The sequence below is a fragment of the Hamadaea sp. NPDC050747 genome, assembly GCF_040654195.1.
Classification (GTDB): Bacteria; Actinomycetota; Actinomycetes; order Mycobacteriales; family Micromonosporaceae; genus Hamadaea.
The window spans coordinates 243877-262721 of record NZ_JBFAHM010000005.1; the positions used below are offsets into that span (position 1 = coordinate 243877).

Below are 18845 nucleotides of genomic sequence, written 5' to 3' on the forward strand. Positions count from 1 at the left end.
TGGCCGGACGCTCCCGCTGGCACCCGCTACTACATTCGGGCGTTGCTACTCACCGATGCGGGTCTGGACTTGGCCGTGGTACTCGGCTGCATACCGGTTGGCGAAGTAGCTGAGCGTTTGGCCGGGGGCCTGATCTCCCAGGCAGAGCAGGTTTCCATCTTGCTCGGCTAGGGCCACAACAGTGCGGGTGACCCGAAGCGCCTGGCGGGTTGCAGGGCGCGCCACATCCGCGGTGGCCCCAGGTCAAACACGTCGCGTCACCCAGGGTTAGCCGCTTGTCCGAACGGGATGTCTCACCGCCGACGGCGAACGGCTCACCGCCGACGGTGGTCCCACCATGTCCTTATCGACCGGGGGCGTCCGAGGGTTGGCGCCGTTACGCGGCCGCCAGCACCAGGCCGAGCAGGATCAGGAAGATCAGTAGCCATGTCACCGTCGTCATGACGGGGCGTGGCGGCCGCAGGAGGCTCAGCCCGGGTGCTTCTTCCTGACGGATCTCGACCCACTCACCGTGATCGGTCAGCTGCCAGTCGCGGATGGTTTCCATCGGCGGGGGAGTGGTGCGTCCGGCGATCGTATGACCTGCGGTGGACAGGGCCACCCACCGAGGTGTCGGTAGCTGTGCGTACCCGCGGTAGAGCGCCAGCCACTGGTCGAGCCATGCCTTCTGCTGTTCGTCGGGTAGGTCGATGGCTTTGAGGAAGCTGGCCACGTTCGGTTTCGGGGGCAGTTTGTTGGGGTCTCCGCCGTTGGTGGCGCGATGCCAGCTGCTCTGCGGGAGCGTGGGATGGTAACCGCGCTCCACAGTGATCTTGTAGATGCGGCTGTAGCTGAGCCCGGACAGTTCGCGCAGCATCTTCAGGCCTTCGACGTATAGCTGTTTGGTGCTGCACGTGGCCGGGTCGGGCAGCGGCTGACCGTGCCACCAGGGTGTGGCCGGCTGAACTGCCTCGGGCGGGGTCGCGGCGGCTTTGAGCCGGGCGGCGATCCGGTCGCGGTGCTCGACGAACGCCTTCACGTCTGCCTCACTGTCGCAGGCGCCGACGTAGGCCTTGACCACCTCGACGGTGGGCAGCTGGTAACCGTGGTCGGCGGCGTGCAGCGCCGCCCGCGAGTAGTAGGTGCGGCGGGCGAGTTCGGCGTAGGAGTATCCGCTCTTCTGCCGCAGCTGCCGCAGCTCGTAGCCGAATTCGGCGACCGGCCCGTCGGCCGGGTCCGCTGGCGCGCGTTCGTTGTTCCTTGCCATTCTCGTGGTCCCTTTCCCCGTGCGTGAGGACGGGCCCACCCGATGGGCCCGTCTTGTCGCGTGGATCAGCTCTGGGCCCGCCGGTGGATGCGTACCGCGGCCAGCCCGCCGGTGAGCGTGACGGCGACCGCGGCGTAGGGCGGCACTCCGGCTGACACCAGGAGGGTGACGAAGACGAGTACCACCACGATGACGGTCACGACTGCGGGGCGCCGGCGTGGGCGCAGGCAGAGCGCCGTGAGCAGCGCGACGAGGGCCATGTCGCCGGGGATGGCCGGTGAGCGGTCCGGCGCGGGCAGAGCGGATCCTGCCGGTGGGGTGAGGGACACGTGCGTCTCCTAACGCGCTTGTGTGTGTGGGTGTGCGATCCATTGGCGGAGCGTGGGCACCGCGCACGGCGGGTGGTCGGACTTGGTCCTGTCAGGACGCACCCACGCGGTGATCTCTTCGCCGAAACCACTTCACTCCGTTGATGCCTGTGCCGGTAGTGCGAAGCTGTCTGGAGTTACCTGTTCCAGCGAACCGAACACCAGCAGGTATGAAAACGCAGGTATGTCCTGATTCGCGGGAGTTGCCGACTCGGAATGGGACGGCTGAACGGCGGAGCCGGCTCGTATGTTCAGAGCCGCCGTTCTGGAACACACAGACCTGAACGGCTGACCCCTTTCTGTCCCGCCTGGTGTGTCGGTAGACATGTGGCACCGCATTCAGCGGTGCTGCCGCCTGCTGCTCCTTACGGTGTGGCGGTGTGCGATCCCTAGTAACGAGACCGTCCGCTTGGTCCCGGGCGAGCTCACAGTTCACGGCGTCACCTGCGGATGTGGCCGTGAACTGCTCCAACACCCGGTGCTTATCGCCGGTCGGCGTGACGCGTTTCCACCGTGTGGATCGCGGGTGCCGGGCTCGACGCACCGCCGTGGTCCCGCATGCGGATCCGCGGCGGTGCTCAGAGCGGTCCGTCACGCCTTGTTCACCGGTGGGCGTTCCGGCGGCGGCAGGTGTCGTTCTGCGCCATGCCGATTCCCGCCGCGGCAGGACCGCCGTGACATCCGGCCGGGTGAACGGCGGCGGACCTGAGTGACCGTGATCGCAAGCACGTTCCACCCGCCCGTGCTGACGCACCCATCCTGGCTGACTGTGCCTGCGGCCCACGAGTGTGTGTTCGTCTGGCCCGCCGGCGTACCTTTGCGTGGCGCCGGCTGCGTCGTGGAGGTGGTCTGCAGCGAGCGGGTTGGCGGCGTCTGCCTGCGGGAGCGGTGCGGTCGCCGGGTCGTCATGGGATCCGGCTCATGGTGGTGCTTTCCAGGTACAGGACATAGTGGGCGGTGGCGACCGCGGTCCTGGTCGCACCCTCGGTGGTGGCCGGGGCGAGGAGGTCTTCCTCGTAGCTGAGCAGCGTCCCGGTTTCCTCGTCGATGACCATCAGGAATCGGGTGGCGCTGGGGCCGTCGTTGTCGAGGTCGACACCGAACGCGATGCCGGGCCGGCCGGCCCGGTCGTGGACGTCACCCATGTAGCGCAGACCGCTGTCGGCCAGGATCGACAGGACCGCGGCGCGTTGACGCGGGCTCAGGTGATGCTGCCGATACAGGTCGGCGACCGCCCGCAAGGTGGCCTTGGTGCCGGTAGTGCCCGGATGCGCCGCGGCCAGTTGTGCGGCGAGTTGGCCGGGGGTGTCGGCAGGGTGCGGGATCTGCAGCCGGATTCCCTCGTCGTTGCCAGCTCCGCTGCCGGGCCGGTCGCGGTAGTCGCGCACTGGCTGGCCGGCGGGGATGGGCTCGCGCAGATACGGCTCGTCGAATACCCCGGCAACCGGTGTGGGCAGGGTGACCCTGCGGGTGTGGGCGCTGCGGTCCGGCGCCCACCACACTCGCAGGTCGTACGCGGTTTGGCTGCGGGCCTGGGTGGGGTCGGCGTCGCTGACGTCGGCCCAGTAGTCGCGCACCCGGACGTAGGTGACCGGCAGGATCGGCGGCGCCGCGCGGTCTCGGACACGTTGTGAGATGACATGGAGCAACGCTGTCCCGTCTTGGGAGACACTGACCAGTTGCGGTGCTGGGGTGTCGGCCATGCGCGCCCTGGCGGTGGGGGCCGGTGAGGCGGTCGTCGCGACCGGCGACGCGGTCGGCGGGGTGGCGACGGTGTTGGCGGTGGTCGTCACGACCGCCGCCGTGGCCAGCGCGACCAGCCCGGCCGCTGCGGACACCACCGCCGTCACGCGGTTGCGGACGCGGTCGGTCAGCAGACGTGCCATCGGCACCGGCCGCGGCAGCCGGTCGCGCCGCCGGGCACGTGCCACCGGAATCGCCATGATCTGCTCTGGGGACGGTGGTGTCGGAGCAGGCTGTTCGGCGTCGACGGTCGCGTGCAGGAGCGCGGCGACGTCGTCAGGGCTCAGCGCACGCCGGCGGTCTGTGCGCGTCATGCGTCGTCTCCTTTCCGTGGCGGGATGGGGCGCAGCCGTTGCAGACGATGCCGCTCTTGAACCATCGGATCCGCGCCCAGCCTGTCCAGGGCTCGGCCGCGTCGCTGGGTGACCAGGTTCGCCGAGTACGGCACCTTGAAGATCTCGGCGAGGATCGCGGCCACTTCGGCGTGCGGCAGCTTGTCCACATCCGTGAGCCACAGCAGCTGCCGGTCGACAGGGTTGAGCGTCTTGACGAGTTCCTGAAAACTGTCGTTGATCAGGATCTTCTCGCCCGGCTCGGCCACGACGGGTTCGTCGTCGAGAACGTCCAGCGGAGTCTGTCGGTCGCTGAAGCGCCTTTCCTGACGCATGCGGGTACGGGCCTGGTTCGTGGCGACGATGTAGAGCCACCGCAGAGGGTCGTCGTCTAGCTCCCCGCGATGCTTCACCGCCAGGTGCAGGGCGTCGTTGACGGCGAGCGGAGCCAGGTCGTGGAAGTTCGGATAGAGCATGTTGGAGATGTAACGCACCAGTTTGGCGTGATGCGCCGCGGAGAGTGTCCGTAGCCAGGTGTCGTCATCGGCACGGTCCGTGCTGAGGGGCAAGGGATCTACTCCATCGTGTGAGCCCGGCAACCCGGCCATTGCCAGATGTGACTGTCCTTCCACTTACCTCAGTGCGGCTCGATACGGCTGTGATGACACTCGGACGTCATGAATTAGCAAGAAACCATGAACGAGCGAGTAACCATCCACGTTGGTCGCTTGCCTGGTCATATAACGTGAGGTCAGGATGATGACACTCACTCATGTAGATTTTCGGTCAGTGTTCGCCGACATTCGGATGACCCGGCTTACGATCGGCAAATTCGTTGCCTTACGCAATCACAGCATCACTCAGAGGTGACGATCGTGAGGCTCCGGCCAAGCCTCGCACCGCGCGCGGGACCACAGTCTTCAGCGCCCACCGTGGCGCCATCCGATCCGGAGGCACACCATGACCCCTCGCATCACCCGGCGCATCCTCGCCGTCGTGCTGATCCTCGCCGCCACCGTCGCCGGCACCGTCCAGCCCGCCACCGCGTCCGGCATCACAGAGCTCCAGGCCGAGATCAACACCTATCTGGCCGCGAACCCCGGCGGCACCCAGATCAACGCCACCGACATCTCCTACAGCGGCGGCGCCTTCATCGTCACCCTCGGCCGCACCACCTCGCTCAGCCTGGCCGCGGACTGCCCGGCCGGCTGGTTCTGCTTCTACGACGCCACCGATTACAACGGGGCCCGCGGCCGCCTGTCCAGCTGCGGCTGGCAGGACCTGGCCCAGTGGAACTGGAACGACCGCGTCGTGTCGGCCTACTACAACACCCAGAAGTCCGGCTACGTGGACTTCCTCGACCACGCCGCCGGCTACACCTCCCACGGCCACGACACGAAACTGTTCACCATCAGCGCCAGCTCACCCGGGCTCCGGCTTGTCCCGTACCCGTACCGCGCTGACCACGTCAACTACCACTGCTGACCCCGTCAACGCCGGGTGGACGGCGGCCACCGCCGCCCACCCGGCGTCGTCAGACACTGGCCGCACGCGCCGAACGCGGATCCGCCAGCCGCAGGCGCTCGAAGCGCCGACCAGCACCGGCACCCCAGGAGACCACAGTCGGGCCGATCATCCATTGCGACGGGCTCGGTGACCAACGTGCATCCACATCGGAAAAGCCAATGGTCGCCCCCAGTTGATCGATCGGGTTGTCCACAGGTCATCCGTAGGGCCTTGTCTATGGCTGACTCGTCTGCCTAGGGTCGGGCAAGAGTGCCACCTGGGGGAGGGGCGCTGCGACGGGGGAGGTTCGCGGAGTGGGTAATCCACTGGTAGCGCAGACACAGTCGTCGACCACCTGGTACACCGGCCTCGGCCTGATCGAGGACGCCGCACAGATCTCCAACGGCATCAAGAACGACAGCTGGGTCGACGGCACGCTCGGCACCGTCGGCGGCGCCCTCGACGTGCTCGGCATGGTCATCGACCCGCTGGGGTCGCTGGTCGCCTGGGGCGTGTCGTGGCTGATGGAACACGTCAAACCGCTCAAAGAGGCCCTGGACTGGCTGGCCGGCAACCCCGACGAGATCTCCGCCCATGCCCAGACGTGGGAGAACGTCGCCAAACACGTCCTGGACACGCAGAAGTACTACGCCGACGCGATCAAGGCCGAGACCGCGTCCTGGATCGGCCCGTCCGGCGACGCCTACCGCCAGCACGCCGGCAACCAGCTCAACGTCATGGAAGGCATCGGCAAAGCCGCGCACGGCATCCACTACGCCGTCATCGGCGCCGGGCTGATCGTCGGACTCGTGCGCGGCATCGTCCGCGACCTGATCGCCCAGTTCATCGGAACCCTGGCCGCCCGGCTGCCGCAATGGCTCGCCGAAGCCGGCCTCACCCTGGGCCTGGCGACCCCCGTGGTCATCGGGCAGGTCGTCTCGCTGGTCACCACCTGGGTCAACAAGATCCAAAAGTTCATCCGGGCGCTGCTGTCGAGCCTGCGCAAGCTCATCCCGATGGTCAAGAAGCTCGGCGACATCCTCGAAAAACTCAAGGACCTGCTGAAAAAGCTCGGCCGATCCGGCGCCGGCAAGCACGGCGACGACCTGCCGACCTCCACGCCGAAAAGCCCGCCGAAGATCGACGACCCGGACTTCACACCCCGGCCATCGCAGGTCGACCGGCACGGCAACCTCACCGACGGCACCTACCGGGTCAACAGCGCCGGCAACAAACGCCACACCTACGGCGAAGCCCCCGAAGGCAAAAGCTACTTCAACGAAGGCACCGACGTCGACCAGCTCAGCATGGACGCCGCCCAGTACGCCGACCAGAAGGGCCTGTGGTACGGGCAGAACCCAGGCCACCCCAGCGACTACCCCAACAAAGCCAAGGTCGTCTACGACCAGCCCGTCGGCGTGCACGGCAGCACCGGCCAGCCCACCAACGTCGTCAACGTCTACCGTAAGAAGAACGGAACCATCCACGTCACACCGGGGAGCCCAGAGTGATCAACCTCGACCATGCGCTGGCCCCGTACCAGGACCCGGCCGCGTACGCGGGCTGGTCCGGCGACCGGGCCAAGAAGGCTGCCGACACAGCCGCGGCCGAAGCCGGCTACGCGGTCACCTGGGAACCCGGCGACGAGGAATGGGTCCTGCTCGCTGACGACACCGCCTACCAGGCGATGGTGTCGATCCGTTACCCCCTGGCCCTGGCCACCCCAACCGCCGCGGTGTACCTGCGCGGCAGCGAAGCCACGCTGACGCTGGTCGAGATCACCGACTTCCTCACCGAAGACCTCGAAGCAACCCCCGAACTGCTGAAGATGACCGTCCTGCCCTACGGCTGGGCCGACGACTTCAACCCCGGCGCGTTCTGCGCCAACGACCTATTCGTCGAAAGCGTCTGAGTAGACGCCGCAGTAACGGCCCAGCAACCGGCGCGAAAGAAAGATGTGCGACTGGGCGTCTAACGGTCTGCCAGGCCCGGGAGCCGGATAGCGGTCGCTGACTGTGTATGACCAAACCCCAGCGGACTCCAGCCGGGCGTTGAGCCAGGGGTCAAGCCAAATCGGAAGTATCTTCTCATTCGCCCCCCGCGCATCTGTCACGTAGTCGGCCTCGGCGTTTCGGAGGTGGCAGGACGCATGGACTACTTGGATGGATGCTCGTGTCCTAAGCGGACAGCGTGCGCCCGCCGTGACGGCCTTTCATCGGCAGAATGAGCTGTTAAGATAGATAGATGCAAGTGTTAGGCCATTGCGTTGAGTGCCGGTGGGTTGTTCGGTGGAGGCACGGTGCCGGGGTAGTCGTCTTAACCGCCAAGGATGAGGGTGTCTAGTTCGTGCAATCGGATGGATGCGGAGTCGATCTGCGCCGATCCCTCGCAGTACAACCATTCCCCGGTCACCACACATGCGGTGTACCGGCCGCCCAACGGCATCAGCGGCCGTACCGTGTCGTCGGCTGAGATCACGCCGAGCCAGGTGGTTGCGTCCACCGTCCAACGCGGATCCAACCGTGCCAGGGTGCGGCCAGCGTACATGCCGATCGGCTCCCAGTTCCCGACCGCGATGACGTCGGCGGCTGGGCGTCTCGGCCCCGTGGGTGTCCCGGTGTACGGGTCGACGCGCTCGTCGGCGGTGCTGTGCAGGCAGAGCGAATCACCGCAGGGCTCCAGGCCGAACTCGACCCTGAACTGTCGCTGCCACAACGGCTGTGCCTCGCCCCACCGGTAGACGGTGAAGCCACCGCTGCCGTCGGGTGACGGATGCTGCAGCGCGATGACGTCTCGCCAGGCGAAGCTGACCTGCGGTAACTGTGTGCTCAGGCGCCAGGGGGTGCCTGCGGCGCCGGTGGCGATGTCGAGGCTGAAGAGCGTCCCATCCGGTTGGGCCACGATTAGCCCCCGGTCCGGTGGCGAGTCGGCGACCGGGATCACCCAGGCGGTAGGCGTCAGACTCCGGTGCCATACTTGTCGTCCGGTCGGGAGGTCGAAACCGGCCAGCGAGCCGTCGGATGCACGCAGCACCACCATAGCGAGCACCGACGATCCGACGATCGGCTGCTCCGGACGCTGCCAGACGGTGTTGCCAGTTTGCACATCGATCGCGGCCACCGTGTCCTGTACCCTCAGGACCTTTTCGGAGATGATCGTGGTGACGCCGTACTCGAGCAGCGTCACGGTTGCGGCGCTGACCACTGTGCGAACCTGGCCGACGTCGTTGAAACCTAGCCGCCATCTCTCACCGGACCCGTCGAGCGCGTACGCGACGATGGCGTTGCCCTCCGCGGCCGGTGCGAGGATCAGGTCTCCGGCCACGGAGGTTGCCGAATCGGTGGTGATCCGCCCGACCGGGTGCAGCACTGGTAGCGGCTCGGCGTGCGTCGGTGTTCCGGGCACCGCCGCCGCAGTGACTGTCGCCAGCGCAGCTAGCCAGGCGGTACGTGTGCTGCGAAGACTGTGTAGCCATCGCCACGGCGACGGCGGCCGTCCTGGCGTGTAAGAGCCCGGCTCATCGAGATCGATCATAATCTCCGAGGATATACGGGTCGGCCTGCCCTAGCGGTCGGCGAAACTGACCTGGCCATTGCGAGACGTCGGCGGCCAGTGAGCCTGGCGTTCTATCTGTGCTGGAGCGCGCATCCGGTGCCGCTGTCCACGCTGATCCGGGTGGCCGGCACCCGGTGGGCTGTCGAGGAGAACTTCCAGATCGCTACGGGTCAGGTTGGCCTGGACCAGTACCAATGCCGCGGTTGGACCCAGTAGCACCGGTTCATCGTTCTGGCCATGCTCGCCTTTGCGATCCTCGTCATCTCCCTTGCCGCCGACGCCTCAGGAGCTCGAATCTCGTCCCCCTCCGGCCGGACCGCTGTGGAACTGGCCGCGCCCGAGATCCGTCGCCTCATCAACGCTGCCCTCGCGAAGCCTGTTCGGCCCAGCAGCGTCCTGGTCTGGTCGGTCTGGCGACGACACCAGGCCCAAGCAAAGACCAGCCGCTACAAGCGACGAGCAATGATAGAGAACGCGCAGCCCAGATCGTGATCCGTAACTGCCGTACTAGCCAGAGGGCTTGCCATCTGGGTGACAGCCCTGCTCACAGCGTCAGGAAGCTCGCCAGCCGTCGGCGGGCCGCGCAGCTTCCGGTCTGCTGGTGGATGGCCCAGGCCTGACTCGCGTGTGCCTGAGCCGTGGTGTGGTCGCCGAGGTCGGCGCTGATCTCGGCCAGGGAGATCAGCGCGTCCCCCTCCCACAGGCGGAATCCGGCGTCGCGGGCGAGCTCGAGCGCTTGGCGAGCGTGGGTTTGGGCCGTCTCGTGGTCGCCGAGCCGCCAGTTCGCGGTCGCCAGCCCGAGGTGGCTTGGATGTCCTGGTAGCGCACCAGTCCGTGGTTGGTCTCGATTGCCCGCTGGTGCCAGTCCACGGCCTCGGCCGGCCGATTCTGCTCGGTGTGGACAGTTCCGATCGTGTTCAGTACGTCGATCACGAACCGCGGGGTCGGCGTCGGCTGCAGCAGTGCGTACGCGGTCTGCGCCAGTTCCAGCGCCGCGTCCAGGGCGCCGCGGTCCCGGGCGATCAGTGCGAACGTGTCGTGCACGATGGCCTCGCCCTGAGCGCTGTCGGCACGGCGGTACTCGGCCATCGCTTCGGTGGCGTACCGTTGGGCGGTGTCGAGGTCGCCGAGCAGGCGATGCAGGTTCGCCAGGTTGTTGAGCGGGACGCCTGTTCTGGTCGAGGGCAGCGGCAGGCTCAATGCCCGTTCGATCTGCTCGATCGCTTCTCGGAGCCGCCGAGGTCTTTGCTGACCAGGGCAAGGTTGCCCACCGCGCGGGACGGCCTGCTGGAGAAGGTCTGCTGCGGCGGACGCGTCGCGCTGCTCCAGCCGCAGAATTGAGGCGTTGTTGTAGATCGTGGCAAGGCCGCCTTGCCAGCCGACCCTCCGGGCCAACCGCGCTCCGGCCTCGAACTGGGCCAGCGCCTCGTCATACGTGGCGCGCCAGCGACCGGAGCTGCCCAGACTTAGGTACGCCGCCGCCTGACCGATGGCGTCCCCCTCCGCTCGGGCGGCGTCCAGACCGGCTTGCGGGATGGCCCTCCATGCGGTCACGTCCACCCGTAACTGGAGGTAGGGACGCAGCGCGTCGGCGATCAGCCACGCATGCGACCGTGGACCATGGGCAGCGCAGTCGAGGACGGTCGCCATCAGGTTCGCTCGTTCACTGTCCAACCACTTCAACGCCTCGGCTTGATCGGTGTACTGCTGGTCGGACTTCATCGCCCAGGCTGCCTGTTCGGGTAGCCGCTGGATTCCCTGGAACGCGACCGTGGCGGCGGCTGCGGTTCGAGCGGCGTACCAGTCGGCGAGTCGATGCTGGGCGGTGCGCGACTCGTCCGGTGGGATCTCGGCGTCGGCCCGTTCGTGAGCTATCGCGCGCATCAGGTCGTGCATCGTGTACCGCCGGGCGCGTGCTCCTCGGCGAGATGCGCCTCGGCCAGCCGGTCCAGCTGTCGTGCCACGAGCGCGGGCGAACCGCGGGTGAGTGCGGCGGCCGCAGGCGCGCCTATGTCGATGCACTTGATGAGACCGAGGAGCTGGAACATGGCGGGTCTGGGGATCGAGCCGCCGATAGGACAGCTCGAAGGCGGCGTGCACGGCTCTGTCTCCGTCGACCTCGAGAGCGCCGAGCGGATCTGTCCGCAGCGAGGCGGCCAGGTCGGCAACTGTCCAGAGGAGTGGGTGGCAGGCCAGGATCGCAGCAGCCACCCGGATGGCCAGCGGCAGGTACGCGCACAGTTGTGCCACCGACTCGGCCGCCTCGGGCGGCCTCCGGCGCGGTACTTGATTCGAGTCCACCGCATATCGACGCTCGGTCCAATCGCCCTGTTCGGCAAGAGCGGCCCGCGCCGCGTCTCCCGAGCGCCGTCTCGTACGCGCTAGAGGGTCAGCCTATCCAGCAAGATGTGATCCAGATCACGTTTCGGTTCACCGTCAGTGAATAACCGCCCGGAAGTGAATCGGACGTCAGGACCACGAAGATCGAGATTGCCGCCGCATTCTCGCCATGACGGTGACGCTCGGTAGCGACATCTTATCGAGGTCTGTCCGGGCCCGCCGCTAGGGCCCCAAAAAGCGGCTGGACCTTGTTATTGTCCCTGCCGATCGATCTGGAAGGGCAGCTCACAGTGGCTTGCCCTACTTCAATAGCTCCGCGGAACTTTGGTTTTGAAAGGAGCGTGAGGCGGTGCGTCATCACCACCTCACGCCGCACCCTCATCCACTCGAGAAAGGGAACGAATGAGGATGGCATCTACTTTACCGCGCCGATTTCTTGCTTGTGTCGGCGCACTCGCGGCTGGTGGCCTGCTCGCCGCCAGCGGCGCGGTGGCGGCCCATGCCAAAGGCGAGTACTACCAGTGGAACTCCTCGGCATCGCCGCTGAGCATCTCTGGATACGGCAGCACCGCCAAAGGCTACGGCCAGTGGCGGCTGGCCGACGGATCGAGCGGCACCCGGTCGTTCCTCGACGCCCGGCTTTGGTACACCAACGCCGACAACCACACCGTGTACGCCGATCTGTCGACCCAGGGCGACTGCGAGAAAAACACCGACGGCTCCTACAGTTGCGGCGCCTACGTCACGGACTACGGCGCCGAAACCCCGCACTACAACGTGTCGAACACCTGGGCATGGAAGTACGCCAACACCGCTATCGACGAAATCTCGTCGCGGCACCGTGCACGGATCCTGGTGTGTCTGGACGTCCCGCTGCGTGTCGATCCCTGTGCTGGCCCCGCGTACGCCGGGCCGTCCTACAGCTGACCGAGCCGGACACGTCGCGTGCAGGCACGCCGACCGACACGAAGGAACATCATGACGACGTCAACACGATCCAGCCGTATCAGACGGCTGCTGATGGCGGCCGCTGCGGGAGTCGGGCTCACCGCCCTCAGCGCCACGGCTGCCCACGCCGTCGGCGAATACCACTACTGGAAATCCTCGTCGTCGCCGCTGACCGCGAGCGGCTACGGCAGCACGGCCAAGGCCTACGGGCAATGGCGCCTGGCTAGCGGGACGGGCGGTGTGACCTCCTACCTCGACTCACGGGTCTGGTACACCAACGCGGACAACCACACCGTGTACTCGACGCTGGTCACCGAGGTCAACTGCGCCTCGGTGTGCGGCACATGGTCCTGGTGGGATGACAGCGAAACCTCCCATTTCAACCAGCCGTCCACCTGGAAATGGGTGTACGCGAACACGTCAACGGACCCGGGTTCGTCGACCCAAGCCCGCGCACGCGTCAACGTGTGCATCGACGTGCCGGTGCGCGTCGACCCGTGCTCTGAGTGGACGTACGCCGGGCCGTCGAGCTACTAACCATCCCTGACCGCCAGCCGACCGAGCCTGCACGCGCGTGCTCACCGTCGGCGGTTGTCGCAAAAGGGGTGTCGGACCCGACCCGTTCGGGTCCGACACCCGCCGCGCATGGAGAAACGCACATGACGACAAACCGGCTGATCTGCCGCGAGGTGACAAAGACCTACGGGACCTCGTTTACGCTGGGCCCACTATCCCTGGACTTCACTTCCGGCGTGGCCTGCCTGGTCGGCCCCAACGGCGCCGGGAAGTCCTCCTTCTTCCGGCTCGCCGCCGCCGTGGACCGGCCGACCGCCGGCACTCTGGAATTACAGGTGCCCGACGGGCCGCCCCGCGTCGGCTACCTGCCGCAGGAGCCCCTGCTGCCAAGCTCGGCCACCTGCGAGCAGTTCCTTCACCACGTTGCCTGGCTACAGCGGATTCCGCGGGCTGACCGCGCCGACGCTGTGACCCGCGCCCTGGAACTAACTAACCTGACCGCACGCCGCCAAAACAAGATCGGCACGCTTTCCGGTGGCATGCGCCGCCGACTCGGCATTGCGCATGCCCTTGTCCACGATCCGCACCTGCTGCTCCTCGATGAGCCCACCGTCGGGCTTGATCCACACCAGCGTGTGCAGCTGCGCAAGACGATCACAGCGGTCGGCGCGTCGCGCGTCGTCGTGGTTTCCACGCATCTGGTCGAGGACGTCCGTGGAACCGCCGATCGTGTTGTCGTCCTCCACGAGGGTCGGGCCCGATTCGACGGTACCGTCGCCGAGCTCGAGAACCTGGCGGACGGTTCATCTGACACCCTGTCCGGGCTTGAGCAGGCCATGGCCGCCTTGATCGGAGGTGACCTGTGAAGCAGCACGTCATCTACGCCTTCCGGACGCTGCTCGGCCCGTGGCTGATCATTCCCGCGCTGGGCATCGAAGTCATGGTGTTCCTCCTGCGGGGCATGCCGTGGCGAGGCGAAGGTATGTGGACCGTGGAATGGTTCGCTGTCTCCCTGTACATCATCGGGCCGCTGGCAGCCGGCGCGGCGGCGGTCGACGCTGCTCGGCTCACCCGGCCGGGCAACATCCACCTGGTGACGGCCGTTCACGGTCAGTGGCGACCGCTCGGTCGCGCCGTCTTGTGGAATGCAGCACCGCTGGCCGCGATCCACCTCGCCGTCACCGCGGTCGGATTACTCGCCGGCCAGGTAGACAAGCCGAGCGTTGGCTGGCTGGCGATGGCGGCCGGTGCGCTGGTGCAGTGCCTAGTCATCGCGTGGTACGCCGCGCTTGGCTCTGTCGTTGGCAGGGCGGTGTCACCAGCGCTGGCTGGTCTGCTGGGCGCGGGACTGGGCTTCATCCTCAGCTATGCGATCGGTGACGCTGCTACGGGAAATTCGTTCCAACTATTGGCGCTGGGCGCTGCCACGGTTTCCCGGATTGGACTGCGGTATGACAGCGCCTACCTCGCCGGCCAGGCGGCCGTCCTGACGCTCACCTCCATGCTGTTCGTGCTGGCGAGTATCCGGTTACACGGTCGGTGGAAAGCACCGTCCGCGTCGGGCGCGCTGGCACTGCTGGCGGCCGCCGGGTTGATCATCGCAAGCCCCATGGTGCTGCCGGCGAAACGAACGGTGCCTGTGGCCGGCGTCGAGCCGCAAACCTGTCGTGGGAACGCACCGCAGGTGTGCGTGTACTACGAGCACCGGCGGTTCGCTCCGATCCTGGATCAGCGGGTGCGGCTGCTGTCTGACGCCGCGCAGGCGGCTGGATACGATGCCCTCGTTCCGCGGAAGGTCGTGGAGAACAGCCGGTCATACGTCGGCGCCGGCCAAGGAATCCGGTCGATCTGGTTGCCGACGGAGCTGTACGAGCAGAACACGCTGGCCGTCGAGGAAGTCGCCTATCAGCTGATCCAGCCGTCCCAATGCGACGGCTTACACCAGGAGACCCCGCCCAGCGCCGCGTACGACAACCGATTCTTCTCCGTCCTGACAACCTGGCTGCGCATCGCGCACGCCGACACATCCGCGGGCTTCCCAGTCGACGTTCAGCCGCTGAGCCCTGCAGAGGTCATGGACATCATGGCCGACTTCGCACGCTGCGACCTCGACGGAACCGGCTGATGTCGCCGATTCGCTCCTGGGCCGCGGTGCACTCGGCCACCACCGCGGCCACCACCCTGGCCCTCATCGCCGTGCTGTCACTTCTGCTGGGACCGGCGAGCATCAGCCGAATCGGAGCATTCTCCTTCCCCGTGCCTATCGCTGCTCTGTTGCTGCTGCCGATGTTCGGCGGCTGGGCGTCGGCCATCGCCTGCCGCAACAACGTCGGCATTCCGTTGCCGGATCCACCCGTGGTCAAGGCGATGCGGGCCTGCTGGTCGTCCGCCTGGGTTCTGGCCGCGATCGCGGCGACCAGCGTGGGCCTGGCCACCAGCGCTGACCTGACATCGGCTGCGGTCGTGCGCAACGTCCTGATCTATCACGCGATCGCGTTGGCCACGCTCAGCCTCGGCTACCCAGACCTTCTCTGGCTGCCGTGCATCGTCTACAGCATCAGCTGCATGCTTTTTGGCTATCCACCGCACGAGCCCCGCTACTACTGGTGGGCGATAGTCATGGACAGTCAAGCCTCGACCGGCCAGTTGGTCGCCGCAGGCATTCTTGCCGCCGCCGCCACCGCCCTCATCACCGTACGTCGCCCGGCCGGACCCGGCGCCTGGGCAGTGCGCAGGGCTCGACGAGCTCGGTGAGACACGTCGAGACATCACCATAGGCATTCTGCGATCAGGGTCTGACCGGAGTGGCTGGAGACAGACCCGTTTGCGCTGAAGTAGCCGTCGATGGGCCTTGCCGGTTTACCCCGCCGCACTGGCATTGTGGACTCGCATAGATCCCGCGGTCCCGGCTACCGCTGGAGTGATCCTCAGCTGGGCCGTTTCCAGGTAGGGCTGGAGTCGTCCCGGGACCGAGTGGTTACAACCCGTGCACGTCCGCCAAAGCGAGGCAGACAGTCATGCCATATCGAACGACACGGTGACAGTGACCGCTCGGCACGCACTGGGCGAGCGAGCCTGGAATTCGGTTCGCGGATTGTCCCGCCCGTGCCGCCGGCTGGCATGACGAAAACCGTTACCGGGCCGTCACCGAAGCCTGTCCGAGGCTCGCCAGAGAACTTCTCCTCTGGCGAGCCTCTGCGATGACCAGGTGACAGGGGGAATCAGCGGCCCTATTGCCGGACGAGGGTGATTGTCGGCGCTCACGTAATTGGACCCGCTGCGGCTCAAGTTATTGGCCGGGGTGATCCTCGGGTGTAGTTCTACTTGTCGGTCTTGGTGGTTGTCGAGTTGGTGTGGCCGGGTTTCTTGTTCGGGCGGTAGCTGGGTCCGTTCATGAAGACCTGGTGGCTGGTGTTGATGAGCCGGTCGAGTAGGGACTCTGCGACGACGGGGTTCGGGAAGAGCGGATACCAGTCGACGGGTGCCCGGTTCGAGGTGATGATCATCGACTTGGCGGTGCGGGCGCGTTCGGATACGAGTTCGTAGAGGTCATCGGCTTGGGGCGCGGTGAGTTCCCGCATCGCGAAGTCGTCGAGGATGAGCAGGTCAGGCCGGGCGAGTTCGCCCAGGCGTTTGGTCCAGGTGCGGTCGGCGTGACCGCCGGCGAGGTCGGCCAGGGTGCGGCTGGTCTTGGTGAAGCGGACGTCGGCGCCGCGGCGGACGGCGAGGTGGCCCAGGGCTTGGGCGAGGTGGGTCTTGCCGACACCGACGGGCCCATAGAGGATGACCGATTCCCCGGTCTGCAGCCAGCGCAGCGCAGCCAGGTCGCGGATCTGCGCGGCGGGTAGTTTCGGGCTGGCCGCGAAGTCGAACTCCTCGAGGGTGGCCTGTTGTTCGAACTTCGCTTTGGCCAGGCGGCGGGCGATGGAGGTCGTCTCGCGTCGGCTGATCTCGTCGTGGCAGAGGACCTGCAGGAACTCCAGGTGCCCGAGTTCGCCGGCGTGGGCCTGGACGAGGCGGGCGTCGAGGGTCTGCAGCATGCCGGACAGTTTCAGGGCGCGCAGGCTGTCGCGCAGTGCGGTGTCGATGATGGTCATGCGGTGTCCTTGATGCTGTCGCGGTGGCCGGTGGCGTCGCTCGGGGTGGCCTGGTCCGTGGCGGGCGTCGGGTTCGCGGTGGGCAGGGCGATGACGTTCGCGAACAGCTGGGAAGGGCCGTGCAGGAACGCGCCGGCGCCGCCGTCGCCTGCGGCGGGTGCGACGGGGTCGGTCTCGGCGCCGACGGCGAGGATGCCTTTGACGGTGCGGTAGGACGGGTCACCGACCTTGATTGCTTTGACGCAGGCGGCCTCGAGCCTGGCCGGGGTGTACTTGTCTGCCAGGCCGAGCACGCCCTGGGCTGCGCGCAGCCGGAACAGCGCCCCGGTCTCCAGCAGACCGGCGATGACCTCGACACAACCCGGCCCGACCTCGGCCGCCTTGCTGCGGCACCAGTTCGGGGTCTTGACCTGGAACGCGATCTTCTCCGGCGGGTAGTGGCCCTCGAAAGTCTGCTTGCCGCCGGGTTTGCGCACGTGGGTGGCGATCAGCTGCCCGGCTGCGAAGATCTGCACCATCGTGTCGGTGGTGCGGGCATCCACCCGCTGACCCAGGTATTGCCACGGCACCGAGTAGATCGTCTTGCCGACCTTGACGTGGATGTCCGGGCCGACCGTCGCCGTCGACCACGAGGCCAGGACGAACGGCCGGGCCGGCAGCGGCCGCAGCGCTTCGGCCTCCACGGCGTCGAACACGCTCAACGGCGACGCGCCCTCCAGTGCGCGGCTCGGCCGGCGCCCGGCGACGTCACGACACCACGCCACGGCCGCGGCTTGGGCCTCGGCGACGGAGGTGAACTGCCGGCCGCGGAAGAACGAGTCCCGGACATAGGGCATCGGGCGTTCGACACGTGCCTTGTCACGGGGCTTGCCGCGGCGCGCGGGGTCGACCAGCGTGCCGTAATGCTCGGCCAGTTCCGCATACGACCGGTTGATCTTCGGGTCGTAGAGGTCGACGCGGTCGACGCCGGTGCGCAGGTTGTCCGGGACCAGGCGGCGCGGGACGCCGCCGAAGAACGCGAACGCCTCGACGTGCGCGGCCGTCCACGCCTGCTGATCCATAACCAGGGTCGGCTGGACGAACATGTGCCGTGAACAGGCCAGCACCATCACGAACGCCCACAGTTTGCGCCGCTGCCCGGTGCGCGGTTCCACGAACCAGCCCAGCTGCCCGTAGTCGATCTGCGCCTCGCTGCCCGGCTCGACCTCTCCGCGCAGGACCACGACCTGGTCACGGCGGGTCTCGGCGGGCATGTTCGCCGCGACGTACCGCTTCAGCGACGCGTAGCTGGCCGCCAGGCCGTGCTCATCACGCAGCCGCTGGTGGATCGTCGCCTGCGTCACCCCGCACCCGAGCTGGGCCTTGATGTAGTCGTGGTGGACCGCGATCTGCGGCCAGGTCACCTTATTCAACCGGGTGTCGGCCAGGTGCGGGAACCAGCCCATCACCAGCCGGGCCCACTCCGCCTGCCCCAACGCAGGACCGCCCGGCACCATCCCGGCCTGCCTGGCGGGATCGATGTACTTGCGGACGGTCTTACGGTCCAGGCCGAGGCTGTCAGCCACTTCGTTGATCGACCGGCCCGCATGCCAGTGGATCAGAATCTCAGTCACATCGACCACGTCGAACGTTCTCCTCGCCATCAGCCCCTCGCCTTCAGACGAGAGGGATCATCCTGATCACGAGAACCACCTGGTCGCTCGGCCTCCCCATGGGGAATTACGTGAGCGCCAGGCCAATTACCTGAACGCGAACCGCGCTGCGTGGGGAATTACGTGAGCGCTGACAGTGATGGCGTCGATCGACAGCCACTGGCCGCCGGTGCCGGCGGAGTAGACGCCGATGGTCAGCTGGCCGTTGGTGACGGAGATGCCTGAGATGACGATCGTTTGCCAGTTCGGCCAGCCTAGTGCGGGGATCGGTGCGATCAGCTCGGCCACGCCGGTGCCGTAGTTCTTCGCGCTGAGGAAGGCGGCACTCTGACCGCCACCGCCGACGGCCTGTGCGGTGAGGGTGTAGGTGCCGTTGGTCAGGCCAGTCACCGTCTGATCGGTGTAGACCTCGTAGGCGCTCGCCTTGTACTGGGTCAGCCGGTAGCCCCCGGTGACGCCGCCGGCTTCGGTGAAGTCGGCGGCGGCGGAGGTTCCGCTGCTGCCCGCCCAGGTGCCCCAGCCGGTCGGGGTCTGGTGTGGCG

General features: G+C 67.1%; 20 protein-coding genes and 1 pseudogene. 9 read left to right on the top strand and 12 right to left on the bottom strand.

Annotated features, from left to right (window positions below):
• Positions 1-376: 376 nt before the first annotated feature.
• The 4 genes from AB0H43_RS13285 to AB0H43_RS13300 form a co-directional block, all read right to left on the bottom strand.
• A complete protein-coding gene (locus tag AB0H43_RS13285; protein WP_359999553.1) occupies positions 377-1246 on the bottom strand; it encodes a helix-turn-helix transcriptional regulator in 870 nt (289 codons plus the stop codon).
• A gap of 65 nt (positions 1247-1311) precedes the next feature.
• Positions 1312-1575 (bottom strand): hypothetical protein, encoded by a 264-nt coding sequence (locus tag AB0H43_RS13290; RefSeq protein ID WP_359999554.1) that lies wholly within the window; start codon positions 1573-1575, stop codon positions 1312-1314.
• A gap of 944 nt (positions 1576-2519) precedes the next feature.
• Entirely contained in the window at positions 2520-3671 is a 1152-nt protein-coding gene (locus AB0H43_RS13295) for a hypothetical protein (protein WP_359999556.1), read from the bottom strand.
• Entirely contained in the window at positions 3668-4258 is a 591-nt protein-coding gene (locus AB0H43_RS13300) for a sigma-70 family RNA polymerase sigma factor (RefSeq protein WP_359999557.1), read from the bottom strand. Before AB0H43_RS13300 ends, AB0H43_RS13295 begins: the two co-directional genes overlap by 4 nt.
• Positions 4259-4649: 391 nt before the next feature.
• Here AB0H43_RS13300 and AB0H43_RS13305 point away from each other — a divergent pair, with 391 nt between their 5' ends.
• Positions 4650-5174, top strand: coding sequence for a peptidase inhibitor family I36 protein (locus AB0H43_RS13305; protein ID WP_359999558.1), 525 nt, complete (start codon positions 4650-4652; stop codon positions 5172-5174).
• 49 nt (positions 5175-5223) lie between these two features.
• On the opposite strand, the gene AB0H43_RS13310 is transcribed toward AB0H43_RS13305, so the two are convergent.
• The gene (locus tag AB0H43_RS13310) at positions 5224-5409 is read right to left on the bottom strand and encodes a hypothetical protein (protein WP_359999559.1); all 186 of its coding nucleotides are present in this window, start codon (positions 5407-5409) and stop codon (positions 5224-5226) included.
• 100 nt (positions 5410-5509) lie between these two features.
• Here AB0H43_RS13310 and AB0H43_RS13315 point away from each other — a divergent pair, with 100 nt between their 5' ends.
• Together AB0H43_RS13315 and AB0H43_RS13320 are read left to right on the top strand one after the other, a co-directional pair.
• Positions 5510-6706: a hypothetical protein gene (locus tag AB0H43_RS13315; protein WP_359999560.1), complete on the top strand. Its 1197-nt coding sequence runs from the start codon at positions 5510-5512 to the stop codon at positions 6704-6706.
• A complete protein-coding gene (locus AB0H43_RS13320) occupies positions 6703-7107 on the top strand; it encodes a hypothetical protein (RefSeq protein ID WP_359999561.1) in 405 nt (134 codons plus the stop codon). The genes AB0H43_RS13315 and AB0H43_RS13320 overlap by 4 nt, the downstream gene beginning before the upstream one ends.
• A gap of 404 nt (positions 7108-7511) precedes the next feature.
• Here AB0H43_RS13320 and AB0H43_RS13325 read toward each other — a convergent pair whose 3' ends face one another.
• Positions 7512-8729, bottom strand: a complete 1218-nt coding sequence (locus AB0H43_RS13325) for a PQQ-binding-like beta-propeller repeat protein (protein ID WP_359999562.1) — start codon at positions 8727-8729, stop codon at positions 7512-7514.
• Between the two features lie 258 nt (positions 8730-8987).
• On the opposite strand from AB0H43_RS13325, the gene AB0H43_RS13330 reads away from it, so the two are divergent.
• On the top strand, positions 8988-9242 hold the full coding sequence (locus tag AB0H43_RS13330) for a hypothetical protein (RefSeq protein WP_359999563.1): 255 nt from the start codon (positions 8988-8990) through the stop codon (positions 9240-9242).
• 52 nt (positions 9243-9294) lie between these two features.
• Here the strand turns inward: AB0H43_RS13330 and AB0H43_RS13335 are convergent, their stop codons facing one another.
• The 3 genes from AB0H43_RS13335 to AB0H43_RS13345 are packed head-to-tail and all read right to left on the bottom strand — an operon-like array spanning position 9295 to position 10798.
• The gene (locus tag AB0H43_RS13335) at positions 9295-9546 is read right to left on the bottom strand and encodes a tetratricopeptide repeat protein (RefSeq protein ID WP_359999873.1); all 252 of its coding nucleotides are present in this window, start codon (positions 9544-9546) and stop codon (positions 9295-9297) included.
• Positions 9432-10634: a tetratricopeptide repeat protein gene (locus AB0H43_RS13340; protein WP_359999564.1), complete on the bottom strand. Its 1203-nt coding sequence runs from the start codon at positions 10632-10634 to the stop codon at positions 9432-9434. The genes AB0H43_RS13335 and AB0H43_RS13340 overlap by 115 nt, the downstream gene beginning before the upstream one ends.
• Positions 10634-10798, bottom strand: coding sequence for a hypothetical protein (locus AB0H43_RS13345; protein ID WP_359999565.1), 165 nt, complete (start codon positions 10796-10798; stop codon positions 10634-10636). The genes AB0H43_RS13340 and AB0H43_RS13345 overlap by 1 nt, the downstream gene beginning before the upstream one ends.
• Before the next feature lie 700 nt (positions 10799-11498).
• On the opposite strand from AB0H43_RS13345, the gene AB0H43_RS13350 reads away from it, so the two are divergent.
• The 5 genes from AB0H43_RS13350 to AB0H43_RS13370 all read left to right on the top strand — a co-directional run bounded on the left by AB0H43_RS13350 (position 11499) and on the right by AB0H43_RS13370 (position 15308).
• The gene (locus AB0H43_RS13350) at positions 11499-12017 is read left to right on the top strand and encodes a hypothetical protein (protein WP_359999566.1); all 519 of its coding nucleotides are present in this window, start codon (positions 11499-11501) and stop codon (positions 12015-12017) included.
• Positions 12018-12068: 51 nt separating this feature from the next.
• Positions 12069-12575, top strand: coding sequence for a hypothetical protein (locus tag AB0H43_RS13355; RefSeq protein WP_359999567.1), 507 nt, complete (start codon positions 12069-12071; stop codon positions 12573-12575).
• A 122-nt stretch (positions 12576-12697) separates the two neighbouring features.
• Complete coding sequence (locus AB0H43_RS13360; RefSeq protein WP_359999569.1) at positions 12698-13420, top strand: ATP-binding cassette domain-containing protein; 723 nt, start codon at positions 12698-12700, stop codon at positions 13418-13420.
• On the top strand, positions 13417-14679 hold the full coding sequence (locus AB0H43_RS13365) for a hypothetical protein (protein WP_359999570.1): 1263 nt from the start codon (positions 13417-13419) through the stop codon (positions 14677-14679). Before AB0H43_RS13360 ends, AB0H43_RS13365 begins: the two co-directional genes overlap by 4 nt.
• A 26-nt stretch (positions 14680-14705) precedes the next feature.
• Positions 14706-15308, top strand: a complete 603-nt coding sequence (locus tag AB0H43_RS13370) for a hypothetical protein (protein ID WP_359999571.1) — start codon at positions 14706-14708, stop codon at positions 15306-15308.
• 566 nt (positions 15309-15874) lie between these two features.
• Here the strand turns inward: AB0H43_RS13370 and istB are convergent.
• The 3 genes and pseudogenes from istB to AB0H43_RS13385 all read right to left on the bottom strand — a co-directional run bounded on the left by istB (position 15875) and on the right by AB0H43_RS13385 (position 18693).
• On the bottom strand, positions 15875-16651 hold the full coding sequence (gene istB / locus AB0H43_RS13375; protein WP_359999572.1) for an IS21-like element helper ATPase IstB: 777 nt from the start codon (positions 16649-16651) through the stop codon (positions 15875-15877).
• Positions 16652-16839: 188 nt separating this feature from the next.
• Positions 16840-18273, bottom strand: a pseudogene (gene istA / locus AB0H43_RS13380) (IS21 family transposase); the annotation flags it as partial.
• 117 nt (positions 18274-18390) lie between these two features.
• A complete protein-coding gene (locus AB0H43_RS13385) occupies positions 18391-18693 on the bottom strand; it encodes a hypothetical protein (protein ID WP_359999574.1) in 303 nt (100 codons plus the stop codon).
• Between the last annotated feature and the right edge of the window lie 152 nt (positions 18694-18845).